22 protein-coding genes are annotated in these 16,816 nt (G+C 64.3%); 16 read left to right on the top strand and 6 right to left on the bottom strand.

Annotated elements, in window-relative coordinates; genetic code table 11:
- Positions 1 to 532: 532 nt before the first annotated feature.
- The 3 genes from ACVW1B_RS13890 (at position 533) to ACVW1B_RS13880 (ending at position 1,875) form a co-directional block, all read left to right on the top strand.
- Entirely contained in the window at positions 533 to 880 is a 348-nt protein-coding gene (locus ACVW1B_RS13890; RefSeq protein WP_057018642.1) for a response regulator, read from the top strand.
- A gap of 393 nt (positions 881 to 1,273) precedes the next feature.
- A complete protein-coding gene (locus tag ACVW1B_RS13885) occupies positions 1,274 to 1,471 on the top strand; it encodes a hypothetical protein (RefSeq protein ID WP_076828802.1) in 198 nt (65 codons plus the stop codon).
- A 224-nt stretch (positions 1,472 to 1,695) separates the two neighbouring features.
- On the top strand, positions 1,696 to 1,875 hold the full coding sequence (locus tag ACVW1B_RS13880; RefSeq protein WP_456821664.1) for a hypothetical protein: 180 nt from the start codon (positions 1,696 to 1,698) through the stop codon (positions 1,873 to 1,875).
- A gap of 316 nt (positions 1,876 to 2,191) precedes the next feature.
- Here the strand turns inward: ACVW1B_RS13880 and ACVW1B_RS13875 are convergent, their stop codons facing one another.
- Together ACVW1B_RS13875 and ACVW1B_RS13870 are read right to left on the bottom strand one after the other, a co-directional pair.
- Positions 2,192 to 2,371, bottom strand: coding sequence for a hypothetical protein (locus ACVW1B_RS13875; RefSeq protein ID WP_456821663.1), 180 nt, complete (start codon positions 2,369 to 2,371; stop codon positions 2,192 to 2,194).
- An 87-nt stretch (positions 2,372 to 2,458) separates the two neighbouring features.
- Complete coding sequence (locus tag ACVW1B_RS13870; RefSeq protein ID WP_456823100.1) at positions 2,459 to 3,079, bottom strand: hypothetical protein; 621 nt, start codon at positions 3,077 to 3,079, stop codon at positions 2,459 to 2,461.
- Between ACVW1B_RS13870 and ACVW1B_RS13865 the strand changes: the two genes are divergently transcribed.
- From ACVW1B_RS13865 to ACVW1B_RS13805, 13 genes are all read left to right on the top strand, one after another.
- Positions 2,973 to 3,983, top strand: coding sequence for a chemotaxis protein CheB (locus ACVW1B_RS13865; protein WP_456821662.1), 1,011 nt, complete (start codon positions 2,973 to 2,975; stop codon positions 3,981 to 3,983). The genes ACVW1B_RS13870 and ACVW1B_RS13865 overlap by 107 nt on opposite strands.
- Positions 3,983 to 4,252: a hypothetical protein gene (locus tag ACVW1B_RS13860; RefSeq protein WP_456821661.1), complete on the top strand. Its 270-nt coding sequence runs from the start codon at positions 3,983 to 3,985 to the stop codon at positions 4,250 to 4,252. Before ACVW1B_RS13865 ends, ACVW1B_RS13860 begins: the two co-directional genes overlap by 1 nt.
- A 364-nt stretch (positions 4,253 to 4,616) precedes the next feature.
- Positions 4,617 to 7,787, top strand: a complete 3,171-nt coding sequence (locus ACVW1B_RS13855; RefSeq protein WP_456821660.1) for a CheR family methyltransferase — start codon at positions 4,617 to 4,619, stop codon at positions 7,785 to 7,787.
- On the top strand, positions 7,788 to 8,534 hold the full coding sequence (locus tag ACVW1B_RS13850) for a Crp/Fnr family transcriptional regulator (RefSeq protein ID WP_310879221.1): 747 nt from the start codon (positions 7,788 to 7,790) through the stop codon (positions 8,532 to 8,534).
- 304 nt (positions 8,535 to 8,838) lie between these two features.
- On the top strand, positions 8,839 to 9,039 hold the full coding sequence (locus ACVW1B_RS13845) for a hypothetical protein (protein ID WP_028331978.1): 201 nt from the start codon (positions 8,839 to 8,841) through the stop codon (positions 9,037 to 9,039).
- Positions 9,040 to 9,398: 359 nt separating this feature from the next.
- Positions 9,399 to 9,653, top strand: coding sequence for a hypothetical protein (locus tag ACVW1B_RS13840; RefSeq protein WP_156436345.1), 255 nt, complete (start codon positions 9,399 to 9,401; stop codon positions 9,651 to 9,653).
- 246 nt (positions 9,654 to 9,899) lie between these two features.
- Positions 9,900 to 10,748, top strand: a complete 849-nt coding sequence (locus ACVW1B_RS13835; RefSeq protein ID WP_456821659.1) for a hypothetical protein — start codon at positions 9,900 to 9,902, stop codon at positions 10,746 to 10,748.
- A 33-nt stretch (positions 10,749 to 10,781) separates the two neighbouring features.
- On the top strand, positions 10,782 to 11,003 hold the full coding sequence (locus tag ACVW1B_RS13830) for a hypothetical protein (protein ID WP_050385371.1): 222 nt from the start codon (positions 10,782 to 10,784) through the stop codon (positions 11,001 to 11,003).
- Positions 11,004 to 11,008: 5 nt separating this feature from the next.
- Positions 11,009 to 11,452 (top strand): hypothetical protein, encoded by a 444-nt coding sequence (locus tag ACVW1B_RS13825; RefSeq protein ID WP_456821658.1) that lies wholly within the window; start codon positions 11,009 to 11,011, stop codon positions 11,450 to 11,452.
- Positions 11,453 to 11,547: 95 nt separating this feature from the next.
- Complete coding sequence (locus tag ACVW1B_RS13820) at positions 11,548 to 12,060, top strand: hypothetical protein (RefSeq protein WP_456821657.1); 513 nt, start codon at positions 11,548 to 11,550, stop codon at positions 12,058 to 12,060.
- A gap of 2 nt (positions 12,061 to 12,062) precedes the next feature.
- The gene (locus tag ACVW1B_RS13815; protein ID WP_456821656.1) at positions 12,063 to 13,145 is read left to right on the top strand and encodes a YihY/virulence factor BrkB family protein; all 1,083 of its coding nucleotides are present in this window, start codon (positions 12,063 to 12,065) and stop codon (positions 13,143 to 13,145) included.
- Positions 13,146 to 13,198: 53 nt separating this feature from the next.
- A complete protein-coding gene (locus ACVW1B_RS13810; RefSeq protein ID WP_028331984.1) occupies positions 13,199 to 13,423 on the top strand; it encodes a hypothetical protein in 225 nt (74 codons plus the stop codon).
- Between the two features lie 9 nt (positions 13,424 to 13,432).
- Positions 13,433 to 13,762, top strand: coding sequence for a four-helix bundle copper-binding protein (locus tag ACVW1B_RS13805; protein ID WP_028331985.1), 330 nt, complete (start codon positions 13,433 to 13,435; stop codon positions 13,760 to 13,762).
- Positions 13,763 to 13,954: 192 nt separating this feature from the next.
- Here ACVW1B_RS13805 and ACVW1B_RS13800 read toward each other — a convergent pair whose 3' ends face one another.
- The 4 genes from ACVW1B_RS13800 to ACVW1B_RS13785 form a co-directional block, all read right to left on the bottom strand.
- A complete protein-coding gene (locus ACVW1B_RS13800) occupies positions 13,955 to 14,386 on the bottom strand; it encodes a CBS domain-containing protein (RefSeq protein WP_057018654.1) in 432 nt (143 codons plus the stop codon).
- A 133-nt stretch (positions 14,387 to 14,519) separates the two neighbouring features.
- Positions 14,520 to 14,696 (bottom strand): hypothetical protein, encoded by a 177-nt coding sequence (locus tag ACVW1B_RS13795; RefSeq protein ID WP_310879226.1) that lies wholly within the window; start codon positions 14,694 to 14,696, stop codon positions 14,520 to 14,522.
- Positions 14,697 to 14,760: 64 nt separating this feature from the next.
- On the bottom strand, positions 14,761 to 15,513 hold the full coding sequence (locus ACVW1B_RS13790) for a DUF72 domain-containing protein (protein ID WP_456821655.1): 753 nt from the start codon (positions 15,511 to 15,513) through the stop codon (positions 14,761 to 14,763).
- A gap of 33 nt (positions 15,514 to 15,546) precedes the next feature.
- A complete protein-coding gene (locus ACVW1B_RS13785) occupies positions 15,547 to 16,794 on the bottom strand; it encodes a DUF763 domain-containing protein (RefSeq protein WP_456821654.1) in 1,248 nt (415 codons plus the stop codon).
- Positions 16,795 to 16,816 lie beyond the last annotated feature (22 nt).

The following is a 16,816-nucleotide window of genomic DNA, read 5'->3' as shown; positions in this document are numbered from 1 at the left end:
CTTGACTGATGCATTGCGTTCGCTGGCTCCAACCGCAGGCGCCGACCCTCGTTCCTTCGTTTGCCGCCTTGGAGCGGCGCACCCGCTGCAGCCTAGCGGTGACGGCGACTGGTTTGTTCTTCGGCATCGGCAAACGAGCCATCTCCGGGCGGGATCACCGGTCTCTCATATGTAAATGCCGGAACTAGGCAGAGAGATGACAAGCGGCAGCGACTGATGTTTCGACCGCGATTCGATATCCGCCATAGTCAGCCGAAGGTGCAGTTGATGAATCTCATCGACCGCTACTTTTTCGCCGCAACGATCACTGTGACAATTGTACTCTGGCTGTACGTCGGGTTGCTGGTGGCCGGTAGCTGACGGCGCGCGCCTGGAAAATCGGGACCACCCTCGGCCTTGAATTCCCGCTCTTTGAAATGGGCCACGACCGCTGTCCTAACGGTGCGCGGAACGACGCGCCTGGGAAACCCAACCGGCGGGAGAACGTTAACGCCTCGATCATCCGCGAAGATCAACTGGCAGAGGTACTGCTATGCGTACGATCTTGATCGTGGAGGACGAGTATTTCATTGCCGATGACTGTGCCACGCTGGCACGACAGGCCGGCTATCACGTCGTCGGCCCGTTCGCTTCGATCGACGAAGCCCGCCCGCACGCGTCCGGAGCGTCCGGCGCGCTGATCGACATCAACGTCAATGGAACCTCGTCCTACAAGTTGATCGATACCCTGCTTGCGATGGGAACACCGGTCACCCTGTATACCGGCTACGACCCCAGCACGCTGCCCGAGAAGTATGCGCATCTCCCCGTGGTAACCAAGCCGCGCGGGTGTGCGGAGGCTCTCGGGATACTGTGCAAGCAGATGAGCGTCGCCGAATAGCTGGTCGGCTGGACTCGGATCGATGCGCGCGCCGGGATGCGCAGCGGTGGTTATGGGTCCGGCCCCCCGTGCGCAATGACACCAAAGGGAATGAGAGTTCGCTGCTCTTTCCACACGTCGTCCCTGCGAAAGCAGGGACCCATAACCACAGGGCTGCGTTGTTGAAACAGGCTGTGGCTCCAGCGCAGCAAGCCAACTGACGTCGGCGGCTATGGTCCCTGCTTCGCAGGGAGGACACCGTATGTATTGCGCTGTGGTTCCCAGCACAGCACTTTGTTGGCAACTTTCCTGGTCGAGGTTTGTTGTCTCCTCATCACCGGCCAAGGCTCTGCCCGTAGGCGTCGGTGGCTGAGAGACCGATTGTGCTCCCGCCTGCATAACAGGAAGTACGTCATGCCCATCGAGCGGCAAATCTATCGTCTTTCCAATTACCGTGATCTCAACGATACCGAGCGGATGATCCGGGTCGTCGAGCACGCGCGCAAGCTCCTCGCCGAAAGCCGCGCCAGCACGTTTCTGGGCCGCAAGACGCAGGAACCCTTCCCGCAGGCGGAAAGCCAATATGGAATCTTGAATCCTGACCTGTGTTGAGCTTTCGCACCTTGCGGAGGCGGAACCATGCTGGATGGGGTGATTACTGTGTCACCCCCGCCAGGGAGCAGGCCATGAAGCGGCGCATCGACGCCGGCGACGACCGCGTTCGAACAATCTTCGATGTCTCATGAGATACGTTTGTCGCACTGCCTCGGAGCAAACCCGCTTCGGACTTATCACATGACAGGGCGGCGGCAGCGATCGGGTGACATGTTTCGTCGATGATCGATCCCCTGTTCGCCCGCGCTCAGCTTGCCATCGAAGAAAGTCTCACTTTGCGCGCCCAGAAGAAATCGCTCGCCGATCAGCGAGACGATCAGCTCGCCGAGTTGCGGCAATCGGTGCGTAATTCCGCGAGCACGCGCATGGAGATCAAGGCCCACCGCGACAACAGTACGTAAGGCTTTCGCTGGTGGGGGCGGGCAGGTGCAATATCCCGATCGGCCGGTGGGCCGACTAGCGGGCCTTGATGAAGCGTTCGAGCTGCATGGAGAATTCGTAGCTCAGCGCCAATTGTCGCCAGGACCTGGCCAGCAACTCGTAATCCTTGCGCGTCCTTTCGACGCCGGACGTCGAGGCCAGACGGTCGGCCTCGTCGGCCAGTTGCCGGCATTCCGCGATCCGATCCGTTGAATCGTGCAGTGTCGTTGTCCTTCCTGAAAACGATGGGAGGATGCGTCACGCCGCCGGTTCACCGGAGATCGTGGACCGAGACAATCAGACAATATGAGCGTCATCCGGCCTCAAGGTCCTGAGCTGCGCGACGACGAGGCGCAACTCGTTTGCCAATTGGGCGTTACGGATGCGGGTTTCCGTGACGGTTGAGAGGTCGGCGACCAGCGCGCGTTCTGCGGCCGTCTGCTCCAGCAGCTCGATACGTCTTTCGATCTCGGTCATTACACACCCCCGGTCCGATATCGTGACCGGAGTATCGTGAGGCCCTCTGCAGACCTCCGCACTAACATTTGCAAATGCTCCAGCGGATTATTCGTGTCCGGCAGCGTCATTGCCGCGCAGGATCATGCCGGCGAGCCCGTGCGCCATGGCGCGATGATCGAACGGCTTCTCCCACAACGGAACGTCCGCGAACTCGCTGCTCAGCACGATCTTGTCGTATCCCGAGGTGAACACCATCGGCACGCCGCGCGCCTGCAGCTCGCGCGCGACCGGATAGATCATCTGCTTGCGGATGTTTACATCGAGCACCGCACCATCGATCACGCCGCCGTCGTGAAGGATACGAAGCGCATCGTCGATGTCACCGGCCGGCCCAGCGATATCGGCACCGAGCGCGCGCAGCGCGCTGCGCATGTCGTCGGCAAGGAAATATTCGTCTTCGACAATCAGGACGCGCCGTCCGGTCAGGAGACGGCGTTCGCGCAAAGGTGCAAATTCAGACATGTCGATTCGGGCCGTACCCGGTGTGATGTCGTCGCAAAATTGGAACATAAGCCGAATGCTCGCCTTGTTGTAAACAATATTGGAAAAGGCAGGTTCCATGTCCAATCGGGACATCATCGTCATCGGCGGTTCGGCTGGGGCGACTGCACCGTTGAAGCAGATTCTAGGGCGGCTGCCGGTGGATCTGCCGGCCGCGGTCTTCATCGTATTGCACATACCGTCTCAGGGCATCGGCATTCTCTCCACGGTCGCGAGCGCAGCCGGCAAGCTGCCGGTCCGGCAGGCGGAAAGCGGCATGGTCATCGAAAATGGTCACGTCTATCTGGCGGCGCCGGACCACCATCTGCTGATCCAGAACGGCCACCTGATGCTCGGCCGCGGGCCACGCGAAAATCTGGTCCGGCCGGCGATCGACGCGCTGTTTCGCTCGGCCGCACTGCACTATGGACCGCGGGTGATCGGCGTCGTGCTCAGCGGCCTATTGTCCGACGGCGCGGCGGGCCTGAACGCGATCAAGCGCTGCGGCGGGGTCGCGCTGGTTCAGGAGCCCCGGGACGCTATGTCCGACGAAATGCCGCTCAGGGCGTTGGAAGCGACCACGGTTGACCTCTGTATCCCGGGTGCACGGCTTGGCGATGTGCTGTCCGATCTGGCTCGGGAGCGGCCCGGCGCGATCCTGCCGATTCCGCCGGAGATCGTGCTGGAGGTGAAAATTGCGGCGGGCGAGCGCGTCGGCAGCGATACGCTGGTCGAGATTGCCGATCCGGCACCGCTGACTTGTCCGGGATGCGGTGGCGTCCTTTCCGAGCTCAAGGTCGGGCACCCGCTGCGATTTCGCTGTCAGGTCGGTCACGCCTATACGGCCGACGCGCTTGCCAAGGAGCAGGAGGGCCGGGTTGACGAGGCGCTCCGGGTCGCACTCCGCATCATCGAGGAGCGCGCCGAACTGGTGCACCGGATGGCCGAGGACGGCCGCCAGAGCGGTCGCCCGGCGGTCGCGCAAATGTATGACGCGCGCGCCGCTGAATATCGCGAATACGCCGATATGATCCGGCGAGTCATGCTACAATCGCTCGACCCGAAGCGACCGGCGCGGAAGGAACCGTGATGGCCAGCGCTGAGCATGCGAACTGGGCCGAACAGCTGCGGTCCGAACGTGAGTTGCTGGTCAAGGCGGACGTCGACATCGAGGAGGGCTGGAGGCGGCTACGCAGCCAGCAGGATCTGCTGGATTGGCTGCAACGGGCCGGTCACGATACGGTGCAGGCCGAGCGGCTGATCGGCTTGCTCAAGCAGACCCTGATCGAGTGGGAGCGGCATCGAACCCTGATCGTGCAGCGGGTCGCATATCTCGAGGAGCGGGTGACATCGCACTAGCGCCCGGGAGGAGGATCGGGGACGCGCCTCAGTGCCCTGAACTCCGCTCCAAGTTCGAACATGTGGTCAAACTGCTGCAGGACGCGCTGGCGCCAGAGGTCGTTCTCGTCGATGAGGCGATGGGCTTCCGCGGTCGCCCGTTCCGCGCGCTTGATCAGGGCCGCGAGCTCTCCGGATCCATCTATCGTCGGGTCGGCTGCCATCACCTAACTATGACCCTTCGGGCTCTGGGCGGCAATCGATCCCGAAGGCGAGGTTCCGGCGAGGTTGGAGAATTCCTACCTATCTCATTGGGATAGGACTAAACTCTGCTATCAAAAGACGCGGGCGAGATGCCAGCAGGAGAATGAGAGCCGCTGCAATCATGGATGATGTTGGCCAACCCCAGAGCGGAGACGAAGAGCGCCAGTCCAAGGCGCCGCTGATCATAGGTGTGGGCGCGTCCGCCGGCACCCTCGACAGCATCGAGCGGTTCTTCTCGAAGCTGAGGCTCAATCCGGACCAGGCCGTCGTGCTCGTGTTGCAGTACCGGGATGCCATCGAGGACACCCGGTTGCGCGAAGCGTTGCAGCGATCGGAAGGCGCCCGGCTGTCCGAGATCAGCGACGGACAGCTCGTCGAGGGTGGCACGATCCATCTGTGTCCGTCCGACATGATCACCACCGTTCATGGCGACCGTTTCGCGGTCCGGCGCGCCGAGCAGGCGCGCGCCGAGCGGGCCACCATCGACAGTTTCCTGGTGTCGCTGGCGGAGGAGCGCGCCGAGGAATCGATCGGCGTGGTGCTGGCCGGCACCGGTGGCGACGGCACGCTCGGGGTCGCGACCCTGAAGGATCATGGCGGCCTGGCGATCGCCGAGCGCATCGGGGATGGCGAACCCGATCCGCACGCCGAAGGCAATTCGGCCGTCGCGATCGCGGATTTTGTGCTGCCGCCCGAGGCCATTCCCGAGCATATCGACGTCTATGCCCGCCACCTGCGCCGGCTCGAGGAGAAGCAGGGGTTCGACGAGGTGCTGGCCGCGGCGGCAACCTCGCTTGCGCGCATTGCGGATATCCTTCGCAACAAGACCGGCAACGATTTCCACGGCTACAAGCAGAACACCTTCCTGCGCCGCGTCCAGCGCCGCATGCAGGTGGTGCAGATCGACGATATCTCCGCCTATGTCGATTTCCTGAGAAACGACAAGGACGAGGCGCAACATCTGTTCAACGACCTTCTGATCGGCGTCACGGAGTTCTTCCGCGACAAGAAGGAGTTCGACGTCCTGGAAACCCAGATCATCCCGAAGATATTCGAAGGGAAGGGCGTCGGCCAGCAGGTGCGTGTCTGGGTGCTTGGCTGCGCGACCGGCGAAGAGGCCTATTCGATCGGCATCCTGCTGCGCGAGCATATGGCCGGTCTCGACTCGGTGCCGCAGGTGCAGATCTTCGCGACTGACATCGACGGGCGCGCGCTCGCCGCCGCGCGCGTCGGGCGCTATCGCACCAGCATCGAGAACGATATGACGCCGGAACGGCTGGCGCGCTGGTTCGTACGCGAAGGCGACACCTACTGCGTCGTCAAGGAGCTGCGCGAGATGTGCATTTTCTCGCAGCACAACGTCATCAAGGACGCGCCGTTCTCCAAGCTCGATCTGATTTCGTGCCGCAATCTCCTGATCTATCTCAATGCCGAGCTGCAGAACCGCGTCATTCCGCTGTTCCATTTTGCGCTGCTGCCGGACCGGTTCCTGTTTCTCGGCAATTCCGAGAACGTCACGCGGCATCCGAAGCTGTTCGCGCCGGTCGACCGGCGCGCACGCATCTTCAAGAAGCTCGAGACCGGGACGCGGCTGCCGCCGGAATTCCCGATCACGACGGCGGCCGGGCGAGCCGCGGTCGACATACCGCCGGTGCGCTCCGTTGGGCCCGATGTCGGCCTCGAGCGCCGCGCCCAGCGCATCGCCGAGCGCTATGCGCCGGCCTATGTGATCACCGACGACCACTTTCACATCCTGCATTTCTCCGGCCGCACCGGCCGCTATATCGAGCCGACCGCGGGCACGGCGACGCTCGACCTGCTGCAACTCGTGCACCGCGACCTCAGGCTGGAGCTGCGCACGGCGCTCAGCCGTGCCGCGGAAACCCACGAGGCCGCGCATGCCGAGCAGGTGCAACTCGGCGTCAACGGGCATCGCGTGCTGGTCGACATCACGGCCGAACCAATTCTCGACGGCCCTGCGGGTCACCGGAATTTTGTCGTGCTGTTCAAGGATGGGCCGATCCGCCCTGTGGATCGCGCCGAAACCAATCCCAACATTCTGGTCAGGACCGAGCATGTCGAGCGGCTGGAGAGCGAGCTGCGCGCCACCCGCGAGCGGCTGCAAGCCACGATCGAGGAGCTCGAAAGTACTAACGAGGAATTGAAATCCTCCAACGAGGAATATCAGTCGCTCAATGAGGAGCTGCAATCCGCCAACGAGGAACTGGAGACCTCGCGCGAGGAATTGCAGTCGGTCAACGAGGAGCTGACGACCGTCAACGGCGAACTGGCGCACCGCGTGCAGGAATTGACCCGCGCCACCAGCGACCTGAAGAATTTCCTCGAGAGCACGCAGATCGCGACCGTGTTCCTGGACAACGATCTGAAGATAATGAACTTCACGCCGGCGATCACGCATTTGCTGCATCTGGTCGAGACTGATGTCGGCCGCCCGATCGCGCATATCAAGGCGCGCATCCCGATCGAGGAGCTCTACGACGATGTGCGGCGCGTGCTACGTACGCTGGCCAGCGCCGAGCGCGAGCTGACCGCGCCCGACAGCGGCACGCGTTACATCGTGCGCATCCTGCCGTACCGCAGCATCGACAATTTCATCGCCGGCGTCGTGATCACCTTCATCGACGTCACCGCGATCACGCGGGCCGAGGAACGGCAGCGGCTGCTGCTTGCCGAGCTGCAGCATCGCGTGCGCAACACGCTCGGCGTGGTCCGCTCGATCGCGCGCCGCTCGGCCGAGACCAGCGCGAACGTCGAGGACTACGCATCGCATCTCGACGGCCGGCTCAACGCCTTCGCGCGGACCCAGTCGCTGGTGACCCGCGATCCGGAAGGCGGCGTCGACCTCGAATATCTCGTGGTCGAGGAATTGCTTGCGTACAACGCGAAGGAAGGCGAGCAACTGAAGGTCGCAGGTCCCAGGATCCGGCTCCAGCCCAAGGCCGCGGAGACCTTCGCGCTGGCACTCCACGAGCTCGCAACCAATGCCTTGAAGTATGGCGCGCTGAGCGATACGGCCGGGCGCATCGACGTCTCATGGCGCATCGATGATGCGGCCGATCCGCGGCAACTGCTGTTCGACTGGCGCGAGCGCAACGGGCCCGCGGTGGCGCCGCCGCGCCGCAGGGGATTTGGATCCGATCTCCTGGAGCGGACGCTGGCGTTCGAGTTCAAGGGCAAGAGCACGCTCGAGTTCAATCCGTCGGGACTGCACTGCACGATCGCCATACCGATGAACCCGCAAGCCATCCATACGCCGAGCATGGGGAGCTAGATGCATCCCCCGATCCTCGAGGGAAATCTGGCGCAGCCGGTGATCCGGCGGCTCAATGCCCTGCGGCAATTGTCCGAACGCGGGATCGCGTTGCTGCAACAGGCGATCCAGGAAGGGCTGCATCGGGCCCGCCCGGGCGAAGACCTCGCCACCGAGGGCGATCCGGTCGAGAGCGTCAGGATCATCCTGTCGGGCTGGCTCTGCCGCTACAAGACGCTGCCGGACGGCCGCCGCCAGATCGTCAATTTCATCCTGCCGGGCGACAGCTGCGATGCCTGCGTTTATCTGCTGTCGGTGATGGATCATTCGATCGGCGCATTGACCCCGGTCACCTACGCCGACATCAAGCGCCCGGCGTTCGAGCAGTTGCTGGCGGGCGACCGTTCGCTGGAGGAAGCGCTGTGGTGCGAAACCATGGTGAACAGCGCGATCCAGCGGGAATGGACGGTCAATATCGGGCGGCGCGTGGCGCTGGAGCGGGTCGCGCATCTGTTGTGCGAACTCTATGAGCGCCTGCTGCCGGTTGGAATGATCGACGGCGATTCCTGCCTGTTCCCGGTCACGCAGATGGATCTCGCAGATGCCACCGGCCTGTCGGTGGTCCACGTCAACAGGACGCTGCAGGAGCTGCGCGGCTCCGGCCTGATCGTGCTGCGCGACCGCATGCTGACGATCAACGACCTGAAGCTGCTCAAGGACACGGCGCTGTTTTCGGCCGACTATCTGCACACCAAGCGGCGCGGCTGAGACGCGGCAAGGCGGCTCTATGCTGCTCCCCCTGAAATCGCGACGGATGCCGGTGCGGCGGGCGCGCGAGGCGCCGCAGGCGTTCGCTGATGCGATCCTTGAAATGTCGCAGCGGGACTGACGCGGAGGCGCGTCATTTTGCAGAGCGCACTGACGATCTGAACATGACAGTGATTTGTCGCGACGAAGACAGCGCGACGGTCGGCCGCGCAAGATTTGGATACGGCTGTTAACATACTTGAACTCCTCTCGCGCGGTGTCGCGCTACGATGCAGTTCGATCCACGAGGGCAGGGGAGGCAATCATGCTCGATGGAGAGACGGCCGCAGTGCTTCGCGCGGTGCTCGACGAGGTCTGCGGAGGCGTGCCGCGTTCGGATACGACAAAGCGGACCAACGTCGCCTCTGGATTGCTGCAGGCCATTCGCGAGGGACGCTCGTCAATCGATGAGCTGCGTATCGCAGGCCAGGCCGCGTTGCGCACCGCCCCGAGCATGTGGCGCTAGGCGGTCTGATCGGGCAATCGCAACGGCACGATTGTGCGTCGCACATTTGCAGACGTTAGTGCCGGAACTGATTGCGACGCGCATGCTCTCGCGAGCTGACGCGCCGACCGGCCGTCAGCGCTAACCAGGAGAACCCCGCTACGACCCCAGCTCTCCACCCCTGAGCTGGGGTCACTTGTGTCGAACAGAGAGTGGAGCCACAGCGATCGAGCAGAGCTCGTCGAGGGCTCCTCGATCTCGTTCTCCGGTCACGTCCAGCCGCCATGATGGTGAAGGAACGTTCAGGAAAGTTCCGATCCTGTTCCTGCAACATGCGCGGACGCCGGTCGTTATCACGGCGTACTAGAAAGGAGGATGCCATGACGAAGCTTACTTACGCTCTTGCCGCGGCTGCGGCACTCTCGATAGCGGCACCGACCGTTGCGAGCGCGCAGGGTGTGGGCATCTATGTCGGCCGCGACCACGGCTACTACGGCGATCGATATTATGGTGGCCCGCGCGTCGACGTATACCGGCATGACCGGGGCTGGCACCACGGCTGGTACAACCATCATCGCGACTACTACCGCGACCGCGGCTTCGTGATCCGTGGTCATGACTGGGACGACGACTAACGGTGCTGGTCGCACGTCGTGATGAGCAGATCGCGACGACCAATGAGGGCCTCGCTTCGGCGGGGCCCTTTTTTGTTGGCTTGCCGCATCGCGCCCGTTCGTCGGCGTAGGAACCTTGGCTCCTCCACCAGATTGTCAGGACGAGAAGGACGGAGGAGGTTTTCATGAACCAGTTGATTTATCTGGTCGGACTGATCGTGGTCATTTTGGCGATATTGTCGTTCTTCGGGCTGCGGTAGGCGCGTCATGGATAGCGAGCGAGGGCTTGCCGTGTCCGCCGCCAACAGGACCGGGCTTCGGCTGCAATGGAGCCCGGTCATCGCCGGCGCGCTGGCCGCGGCGGCGCTGTCGGTGATTTTGATCGGCTTCGGCGCGGCGGTCGGGTTGGGTGTGAGTTCAAGCTCGTCGTCATGGCGCGACGCATCAGCCGCGCTCGCGTTGCTGTCGGGATTGTATCTGATCCTGCAGGCGCTGGTGAGCTTCGGCGTCGGCGGCTACATCGCCGGCCGGGCTCAGCGCGTGATCGGCGCGACGCCATCCGACGAGATCGACAGCCGCGACGGGCTTCACGGCCTGACCGCCTGGGCGCTCGCCGTCATCCTCGGTGCTACGATCGTCGGGCTGGTTGGCCTGTCGACCGCGCGTCCGGTGGTTCAGAACCGGCCATCTGCGACGGCCGCGGAGCCGTTGCTGAGCGCCGAGCTCGACCGTCTGTACCGGTCAGTTCGGCGTCCGGCCAATATCGATATCGGCTATGAGCGGGCGGAGTCGGGCCGCATCCTGCTGACGAGCTCCGGCCGCAGCGGCGTCAGCGCCGACGATCGCAGCTACCTGATCCAGCAGGTCGCGGCCGCGACCGGTCTGCCTGCGGCGGAGGCGGAGAAGCGCGTCGACAGCGTGATGGGCGATGCCAGGACCTCCATCCAGCGGTCGCGGCGCAGCGCAGTGATCTTGGCTTTCTCGGTTGCGGCGGCGCTGCTGTTCGGTGCGGTCGCCGCGTGGGCCGCGGCCGGCGCGGGTGGCCGTCACCGCGACGGCGCCGCGCTGCCGGAGTGGATGGGCGGCAGGCCGACGACGGCCGTGCCGATTGTCTGATGCAGTTGTGAATGTCCTTCAAGGGAGACGATGATGGCAACGATCTTGGTGATGGACCACTCCGGCGACACGAGACAGCAGTTCGACCCCGACAACAGTGAGCAGCTGGCCTGGGCGAATGCTCGCTTCACCCAGCTCACGTCGGACGGCTACACCGCCGCAATCCGGCAAGCGACCGGAGAGGCGAAGTTGGTCCGCGCGCTCGATCCGACCGCCGAGGAAACCCTGTTCTATCCGAGGCTGGTCGGCGGCTGACGCCAATGCTCGCCCGTCTGCGCGAGATGTCCCTGCGGACCGTGCTCCGGCGCGCCGCCGGCACGCTGGGTGCGACGCTGGCCGCGATCTGGGATCGCTGGCAGGCCTATGAGCGAATTGAGGCGCGCGGACTTGCGCTGCTGTCCGCGTGGCTGTCACCCGAGCAGCGGGCGCAGTTCGAAAAGTATAAGCGCTTCGACGTCATCGGCTCGGACTCCGGCAAGCGATACCGGATTTGCTACGGCACTTCGACCAACGTCTATGAGATGGACGGCGGCGATCGTATCGTGCTGGGCTGGTGCTTCCGGCCCGTCGGCGCGCTGGCGGCGGGCGACGTGATGCTCGCCCAGAAGATCGCGCTCGAAACCGACGAGCGCGGGACGCTCATGGTCGCGAAGCCATTCCCGAGCTCCATGCCGCCACGCGCAAATCTCCCTCCGGTCAGTTAGCGCTCGGTTCGCGCTGTCCCGCATGGCGCAAACTGTTGCGCGTTGCCGGGGGGGAACGTCGATCTTCCCGCCGGGTTGTCGGATGCCGACTTGCAATGGACCTCGTCATGCGCGTCAACACGTCGCCTTCGCTGAGCCTGATCTTCCGTTCCTACCTTGCGGACCTGCGACAATGGATGACGCGCCTGGTGACCGGCTACGCATTTGCATGCAGCTTCATGCTGGCGGGTGCGGTCTCGCTTCTGATCGCGATCGGGATCGGGGTTGGCGCGGCTTTCCATGCCCTTGATGTGCACTACGGCATCTGGATCGCATATGCCGCGATCGGGGGCGTCTTTGTCCTCCTCGGGATCCTGGGGTTGGTCATGGGCCGCGTGCTGCTCGCGCGTCCTGCGCCGGCCGTGCCGCGCCCGGGCCGACAGGCCGACATGCTCAAGCGGGCGATCGCAGTGCCTGTCGCCGCGCGGCTGATCGCCACCACGCGGTCGGGAGCAGGGGCGAGCGTAGATCCCACCACCCGCGCACTGGCCGCCGGGGCTGCAATCATGCTTGTCGGCTGGTTTGCTGCATCGCGCGCCCGGCGCCAGCGCGACGCGATCCAGGACTAACGATGGCGCCGCGCAATTGGACGAACGATCTGATGCTCGCCGGTGCAACGGCTCTGGCGACGTTGGCGATCGCTCGCCAGCTGTCCCGATCGGAGCGGCCGTCCGCTCGGGAGCAGGGCGTCGAACCCGCGCTGGCCGAAACGCAGGATCGTGGACGACTCGCCGACACACCGCTCGAGATTCCGACTGCCGGCTGGAAGGACATTCTGCTCCGCACCTATCAGCAGATCGACGAGGACCGTCTGCTGGCAACCGCGGCCGGCGTCGTGTTCTACGGCTTGCTGGCGATCTTCCCGGCGATCACCGCGCTGGTCTCGAGCTACGGCCTGTTCGCCGATCCGTCCACGATCTCATCGAACCTGCAGAGCCTGGCGCTGATGCTGCCGGAAGGCTCGTTTGCGATCGTCCAGGACCAGATCGCCCGCGTGCTCGCGAAGGGGACCTCGACGCTCGGCCTGACCTTTGCCGCCGGCCTGCTGATCGCGATCTGGAGCGCCAATGCCGGCATGAAGGCGATCTTCGATGCGCTCAACGTCGTCTATGACGAGAAGGAAAAGCGCAGCTTCGTCAAACTCAATCTGATGTCCCTCTCGTTCACGATCGCCGGGCTGATTTCCATCATGCTGATGGTCGGAGCGGTGGTCGTCGTCCCGCTTCTGCTGCAGCAGCTCGGACTGGGCACGACGGCCGAGCTCGTCATCCGGTTCGGACGGTGGCCGATCCTGGTGCTCCTGCTCCTCACCGCGCTCGCGGTGCTGTACCGCTATGGCCCGAGCCGAACTAGGCCGCGCTGGCAGTGGCTCAGCGTCGGCGCCGTCGCAGCGGCCGTGCTGTGGCTGGCCGGTTCGGTGCTGCTCTCCTGGTATCTGGCGAACTTCGGCGATTACAACGCGACCTATGGCTCGCTGGGGGCGGCCATCGGTCTGATGACGTGGATGTGGATGTCCGCCATCATCGTGCTGTGCGGGGCAGAGCTGAATTCAGAGATCGAGCATCAGACCTTGCTCGATTCGACCGAGGGCCGCCGCAAGCCGCTCGGAGCGCGTGGCGCAACCATGGCCGACACGGTCGGCAGGGCGTCTTAGCCGGCGCAGACCCCGCCGCAGCGCACCCGGCAATGAGCATAGGAACCAACGGCATGACCCGGGCTTATGCCAAAATGGTTGAGATCAACGTGCTGGAAAAACCGATCGAGCGGATCAAGCAAACCTGCGAGCTGATGGGCATCGCGGACAGGTTCGACCGCGCGCTTCCCGAACTCGAGACCTTCCTCGAAGCCGAGATCGCGCAGGGCGAAGTCCGCGAGTCGAAGCTGACCCTTGACGGGCTCTGCTACCTGCGCCAGCTGCTGGCGCAGGCGTGAGGTATCGACATGGCATTCTCTGAGGAAATGAACCGATGCGTCGAGACCTGTCTGTCCTGCTACAGGACCTGCCTCGGCACGGCCATGAACCATTGTCTCGTCACCGGCGGCAAGCATGTCGAGCCGGCGCATTTCCGATTGATGATGGCTTGTGCGGAAATGTGCCGGACGGCGGCCCACTTCATGCTGATCAACACCCCGCACCACAAGCACACCTGCCGGGAATGCGCGGAGATCTGTGGTGAATGCGCCGAGGACTGCGAGCGCGTCGGCGGCATGGACGAATGCGTGGCGATGTGCCGTGCCTGCGCGGAATCCTGCCGCAAGATGGCGGCCTGACGGCGCGAGCTCCCCGTTCGGTCAATCGGAGCTGACGTAATGGGCGCGCCAGAGCAGCGCCGTGACGATCAGGGCGATGACCCCGGCGGCAATCACGATCCAAGGTACATAGTCGGCCATTGGCGCACCTGACGCTCCGCTTCGCGAGCCGAGCCTTTGCGAGCCAGGGCCGCGAAGCGGAGCCGTGTAAGTCTAGAGTTGCGCGTGTTGGGTGGTCGGGCGTGAGATCTGGCTGAGCGCCATGCCCGTACCATCGCTGGCCTGGATCAGGGCGATATCCCCGAGGGCAATGATTCCGACCAGGCGCTTGTCCCGGCTCAGCACCGGCAGGCGCCGAACCTGGATCGCACCCATGTTCTGCGCGATGTCGTCGAGCTCCTGATCCTCGAAACAATACTTCACCTCGGCCGTCATGACGTCGCCGACCCGCGAGTCGGGGCCGCGACCCATTCCGATGCCGCGAAGCGCGATGTCGCGGTCCGTGATCATGCCGACCAGGCGCTCGCTATCGGTAACCGGCAGCAGGCCAACACCGAGCGCTGCCATCGCTTCTGCGGCATCGCGGAGCGTATCGTCGGGGGTGCACAGCTGGACGTCAGGTGTCATCGCGTCGCAAACCTTCATGAGAGCCTCTCCATTTGATTTGGCTGGTTGCGTCAACGGCCTAACGATGCCGCCCGGAACGGCGTTCCTATCAAGGCGAGGCGGATGGCGATGTTGGTCCAGGTCGGATGAAGCGGCATGTCCCGCTCCGTGCCTAGGCTACGCCGGGATAGGTCGCCGACTTCAGCAGGCGTGCAAGATGTGCCGCGTTGGCCGCAAGCATGGCGGTGGTCTGCACTGTCTTGTCGTAGGGCTTTTCGAGGTCCTTGTAGTGGGTCGGGGAGGGATCCTTGCCCCGCTTCAGCGTGTAGTTCAGCGCAATGGCTTTCAACGATCGGATGGCATCGCGTCGGCTCGTCTCTTTGGCAGCCAATGCAGGCTGGAACCGTTCGTTCCTATTGCGAACGCCGCCGAGGAACGGTGGCGCCGAGCAGCGCGCAAAGCCGTTTGGCATCCGCCGGCGCTGCGCTCTTCTGGTCGTTGTCGAAATAGACATAGATGTCGCATCCCTGCCGCTTCCAGCCGCGGATGCGTTTAGCCCAGTCGGAAAGCTCGGCCGGCTTGTAGTGCCCGCGATATCGGCCGCCCGGGCCATGGCCGCGGACGTAGACGAAATCCGCGGTCCGTTTCCACGGCGCCGGCGCGTTGTGGTGATCGGAAATGCAGAGCGCGATATTGCGATCCGCCAACAGTTTCAGGACATGCGGCGCGTACCAGCTGGGGTGGCGGAATTCGAACGCATAGCGCCGCCGCCGCTTCAACAGCGTCAGGAACGAGGCCAGCCGATCGGCATCGATCGTGAAGTTCGGCGGCAGCTGAAACAGGACCGGGCCGGCCTTGTTGCGCAGCAACGACAGACGCTCTTCCAGCAATTGGAGACTGTTGACCGAGTTCGCGGAGAGGCGCTTCCAGTGCGTGACGAATTTCGACGCCTTCCAGGCGAAGACGAAATCCGCATCGGTCGCATCGCGCCAGCCTGTCACCGCCTGTTCGGTCGGCGTGCGGTAGAAGACGCCGTTCAGCTCAGTCGTCGGAAACTGCGTCGCGTAGTAGTCGAGTTGCCGCTTGAGCGGCAAGCCCCTGGGAAAGAACGGACCGCGCCAGGACGAATAGTGCCAGCCGGAGGTGCCAATCAATACGCGCGCCATGCGATGGTCCAAGCGGTGGATCAAGCCTTCGCTTTAAGGCTTGGTGATCCCGTCGCGCTCTGCAAGGTCCGCTTCCCAGCCGAACACCGAGCGGCCGTCGAGCGCGGGCGAACGGGCGCGCTCGTTCGCGACAAACGCCTCGAAGGAGGGGCCGGTGGCGGTTCGTTCCAGCCTGCGGGCCTGATCGTCGAGCCGCTTCAGGGCCTGCATCTCCTCATCGCGGCCGAGCTTTGCCTGCTGCACGGCCGACTTCAGCACGCGGATGGTCTCGTCATAGACCTTGATCGGCACCGGGAAGGGATGACGGTCCTTGCCGCCATGGGCGAGCGAGAAGCGCGCCGGGTCGCGGAAGCGGTAGGGCGTCCCGTGAACGACCTCGGCGACCATCGCGAGCGACTGCACCGTGCGGGCGCCGACGCCGGGCGTCAGCAGCAGTTCGGGAAAATCCAGTGGCCCGCGATCGGCAGCCGCGGCCAGGGTGCCGTGCAGGCGGCGGACGAACACGTCGCTCGAGCGCACGTCGTGATGCGCGGGCATGATCAGGTGCAGGAGATCCGGTTGCGCGGTCGCGCTCTGCGTCAGCTCGGCATATTCGCGCGTGATGCCGTCCGGCCCCAGCGCAGCGAGCAGATCGAGCTGCGCCTGGCGCGAGCCTTCGGCGCGGTGATCGGTGAGATTGACGATCTCGCCCTGCGTCGGGCCGTCGATCGCGCTGTGCGGCTCGTCGACGAAGCTGCGCAGGCCTTCGGAGTGCCAGTGATAGCGGCGGGCCTGCCGCTTGTCGCCGTTCATGCCTTGCTGGACGACGGTCCATTTGCCGTCGTCGGTGACGAAGAAGCCGTGCAGGTAGAGCTCGAATCCGTCCTGCACCGCGGCGCTGTCGACCTTGGCCACCAGCCGGCTCGTGCGGGTCAGGGCGGCACCGTCGAATCCGACGCGGTCGCCGAGGGTGGACAGTTCATCGGGCGTGCGGCGCGAATGCCTGCCGCGCCCGCCGCAGACGTGGATTCCGAGCTCGCCTTGCAGCGGCGCCAGACCTCGCTTCAACGCGCCGATGACGCTGGTGGTGATTCCGGACGAGTGCCAGTCCATGCCCATCACGGCGCCGAACGACTGGAACCAGAACGGATGCGACAGTCGCTGCAAAAACGCATCGCGGCCGTAATGGTGGACGATGGCCTGGGTGATGATGCCACCCAGCGTCGCCATGCGCGCCGCCAGCCATGGCGGCACGCGGCCACCATGGAGCGGAAGATCGGCGCTGCCGGTGCGTCGGGCCATCGGGCTCCCGGATGCTGAATCG

It is taken from the genome of Bradyrhizobium sp. USDA 4502 (assembly GCF_054063355.1).
Note: the sequence above shows the minus strand (reverse complement) of the source record. Positions and strands in the feature narration are given on the sequence as shown.

What these genes read in the sequence shown, in the direction of transcription:
- ACVW1B_RS13890 (WP_057018642.1), top strand. Translation starts at nt 533, where the DNA reads ATGCGTACGATCTTGATCGTGGAGGACGAGTATTTCATTGCCGATGAC.
- ACVW1B_RS13885 (WP_076828802.1), top strand. Translation starts at nt 1,274, where the DNA reads ATGCCCATCGAGCGGCAAATCTATCGTCTTTCCAATTACCGTGATCTC.
- ACVW1B_RS13880 (WP_456821664.1), top strand. Translation starts at nt 1,696, where the DNA reads ATGATCGATCCCCTGTTCGCCCGCGCTCAGCTTGCCATCGAAGAAAGT.
- ACVW1B_RS13875 (WP_456821663.1), bottom strand. Translation starts at nt 2,371, where the DNA reads ATGACCGAGATCGAAAGACGTATCGAGCTGCTGGAGCAGACGGCCGCA.
- ACVW1B_RS13865 (WP_456821662.1), top strand. Translation starts at nt 2,973, where the DNA reads ATGTCCAATCGGGACATCATCGTCATCGGCGGTTCGGCTGGGGCGACT.
- ACVW1B_RS13870 (WP_456823100.1), bottom strand. Translation starts at nt 3,079, where the DNA reads ATGAAGACCGCGGCCGGCAGATCCACCGGCAGCCGCCCTAGAATCTGC.
- ACVW1B_RS13860 (WP_456821661.1), top strand. Translation starts at nt 3,983, where the DNA reads ATGGCCAGCGCTGAGCATGCGAACTGGGCCGAACAGCTGCGGTCCGAA.
- ACVW1B_RS13855 (WP_456821660.1), top strand. Translation starts at nt 4,617, where the DNA reads ATGGATGATGTTGGCCAACCCCAGAGCGGAGACGAAGAGCGCCAGTCC.
- ACVW1B_RS13850 (WP_310879221.1), top strand. Translation starts at nt 7,788, where the DNA reads ATGCATCCCCCGATCCTCGAGGGAAATCTGGCGCAGCCGGTGATCCGG.
- ACVW1B_RS13845 (WP_028331978.1), top strand. Translation starts at nt 8,839, where the DNA reads ATGCTCGATGGAGAGACGGCCGCAGTGCTTCGCGCGGTGCTCGACGAG.
- ACVW1B_RS13840 (WP_156436345.1), top strand. Translation starts at nt 9,399, where the DNA reads ATGACGAAGCTTACTTACGCTCTTGCCGCGGCTGCGGCACTCTCGATA.
- ACVW1B_RS13835 (WP_456821659.1), top strand. Translation starts at nt 9,900, where the DNA reads ATGGATAGCGAGCGAGGGCTTGCCGTGTCCGCCGCCAACAGGACCGGG.
- ACVW1B_RS13830 (WP_050385371.1), top strand. Translation starts at nt 10,782, where the DNA reads ATGGCAACGATCTTGGTGATGGACCACTCCGGCGACACGAGACAGCAG.
- ACVW1B_RS13825 (WP_456821658.1), top strand. Translation starts at nt 11,009, where the DNA reads ATGCTCGCCCGTCTGCGCGAGATGTCCCTGCGGACCGTGCTCCGGCGC.
- ACVW1B_RS13820 (WP_456821657.1), top strand. Translation starts at nt 11,548, where the DNA reads ATGGACCTCGTCATGCGCGTCAACACGTCGCCTTCGCTGAGCCTGATC.
- ACVW1B_RS13815 (WP_456821656.1), top strand. Translation starts at nt 12,063, where the DNA reads ATGGCGCCGCGCAATTGGACGAACGATCTGATGCTCGCCGGTGCAACG.
- ACVW1B_RS13810 (WP_028331984.1), top strand. Translation starts at nt 13,199, where the DNA reads ATGACCCGGGCTTATGCCAAAATGGTTGAGATCAACGTGCTGGAAAAA.
- ACVW1B_RS13805 (WP_028331985.1), top strand. Translation starts at nt 13,433, where the DNA reads ATGGCATTCTCTGAGGAAATGAACCGATGCGTCGAGACCTGTCTGTCC.
- ACVW1B_RS13800 (WP_057018654.1), bottom strand. Translation starts at nt 14,386, where the DNA reads ATGAAGGTTTGCGACGCGATGACACCTGACGTCCAGCTGTGCACCCCC.
- ACVW1B_RS13790 (WP_456821655.1), bottom strand. Translation starts at nt 15,513, where the DNA reads ATGGCGCGCGTATTGATTGGCACCTCCGGCTGGCACTATTCGTCCTGG.
- ACVW1B_RS13785 (WP_456821654.1), bottom strand. Translation starts at nt 16,794, where the DNA reads ATGGCCCGACGCACCGGCAGCGCCGATCTTCCGCTCCATGGTGGCCGC.